The organism is Bacillus sp. LR_5 (assembly GCF_042709275.1).
Genome location: NZ_JAVAXX010000523.1, coordinates 1 through 2,223 on the forward strand (window position 1 = coordinate 1; position 2,223 = coordinate 2,223).

At 33.5% G+C, this 2,223-nt stretch carries 1 protein-coding gene and 1 pseudogene; one reads left to right on the plus strand and one right to left on the minus strand.

Features of this window, described 5'->3' with window-relative positions; all coding sequences use genetic code 11:
* Positions 1 to 33: 33 nt before the first annotated feature.
* Positions 34 to 708: pseudogene (locus RAC86_RS37975) on the minus strand (hypothetical protein); the annotation flags it as partial.
* A 67-nt stretch (positions 709 to 775) separates the two neighbouring features.
* Here RAC86_RS37975 and RAC86_RS37980 point away from each other — a divergent pair.
* Positions 776 to 2,059, plus strand: coding sequence for a DUF3427 domain-containing protein (locus RAC86_RS37980; RefSeq protein WP_377886887.1), 1,284 nt, complete (start codon positions 776 to 778; stop codon positions 2,057 to 2,059).
* Positions 2,060 to 2,223 lie beyond the last annotated feature (164 nt).

Here is a 2,223-nt window from a genome sequence, read left to right on the forward strand (position 1 = left end):
ATTAATGATTCAATATAAAACATTTTACCTCTCCTATTTTTCTGGATAGAATTGTCCTACTCTTCCTTTTTGAAAGCCAACAACATATTTTTGACCCTCATATGTTCCTCGAATTTGATAACTAAATTTAGTTCCTTTTTTTGTTAACTCTTCACGGTTTTGTTTCATAATTGATTCTATCGCATCTGCAACATCGTTAACAGTCATCTCTTTATTGAGAAAAGATTGTTGAGACTTAATTGAACCATCCCATAAATTAGGATGATGGCGCTCTAAAATATGCTTCATTCCTCGCTTATCAATGAGGAATGATTGTCCTCCAAAAGTGTATTTTCTGCTTTGGAAGGTTTTTAATTCGTTTACAACTTCATGCGGTTTAGCTTTCTTTAATCCTTGTACAGTAGACGAGTTCTTAAATATTTCAAGTGCAGAGTTTTTATAATTCTCTCCATCAAGCACGTTAAAAGGAAAAGTCCCTGAACCACCAGCCATTGCGTACTGTTGTTCAAAAACACTTGGTATTTTAACGTATTCAATACCTTTTTTTATTCCTGTTTTTGAAACTTCAAGTGTCTTAAGTGCAGCAACTTTTGAACCGGCTTTTGCAACTTTGGATACTTTATCAATACATTTCGGACCAACTATTGCAAGAACAACAGTACTGCCTACATAGGAAACCCATTTTGCTCTGCTGTAGCTATCTCCATTAAATTCCGAAGATAGTGTTAGGAAGACTGTATAATAAAAAGAGATACAGAATATGGGGGAACTAAAAGTGAGTTTAGGGAAATCAGTTGCACTACACATAAAAGATAAACAAGCCATTAAACCGACAGGGTTCTGGACATTTTTCTGTAACCCAAAGGTTTGGGCTATTGATGATTTTTTGAGTTCAAACCAAATAGAAGATACATTTTCCATTACAAGTTGGCAAAAAGAGTGGTTTAAGGAAGGTCAACAAGGGCTAATTAGAGTTGGACATGATAACCGAAATAAAGAAATGTTAAATGGTAAACCAAAATTAAATCGAGGTATTTATGCGGTAGTAGAAATAACGGGAAAACCCGTCTACTCATCTGATAAGGATGAAAATTATTATTATGAAGAAAGTGATCATTTCAATTACCGAGTACCAGTTAGATACATAAAGAATTTGCTGCATTCACCAATCTTACTTGAGGATCTAGATTTTGAAAATGATGAATATGATAAGTACTTAATCGAAGGGTTTCAAGCCTCATCAATGCCGTTAAATCCAAAAGCATTTAAAAAGATATCTTCATTGATTCATAACACTGATGCACATCCTTTGAGAATTGGAGAACAATACTCAAGAAAAAATATTTACAAGATTTTTAATGTACCAGAGGGTAAACAGGGCGGGAATTGGAACACGGGGTATACTTCGTTTAATAATGATGTATTTGTCTTTGTCAATATAAGTTCTGCCGGAAGAACGGGGCATGATTACGATAATAAATTTATCGGAGATGACCTTCAATGGTTTGGTAAGAATAGTCATTCATTACAAAATGCTTCTATTCAGTCTATGTTAAAACCCAAAGGTAATATTTATATTTTCACACGGGAAGATAGTAATAATCCCCTGTTTACTTACCAAGGAAATGCTAGAGTAAAAGAATTTCATAACACTAAGCCAGTCAAAATTATTTGGGAATTTAATGATGAAAAAGAAATCCGACATAATCAAATGGCTGAAGAAATTGATAAACCAACAAGATATATTGAAGGAGCCACAAAAAAGGTATCAGTCAACGTTTATGAGAGAAATCCCATGGCGAGGAAAAAGTGTTTAGAGCATTACGGTTTTAGTTGTGTCATTTGTGGGTTTGATTTTGAGAAGATATTCGGAGAATTGGGTAAAGGCTTTATTCACGTACATCATATAATTGAGTTAAATCAGATAGGCAAGGAGTACGAAATTGACCCGATCAACGATTTACGTCCAGTTTGTCCAAATTGTCATGCTATGTTGCATAAGAAAAAACCAGCTTTCACGGTTGAGGAGTTAGTAGAAATTATCAACGATAATAGATAAAAGCCAATTATTGCTTAAATTAGATTTCGACTTCATTTTTACTCCTGAATATAAATTAACAAGTGTAAGTGCGATTTTGTAACAGAAAACACAGTTCACTTTATTAAAAGCCTAGTTTATGAACCATAACAAGTAATGCTGGTATGGTTTTTTATTCTTAAAAT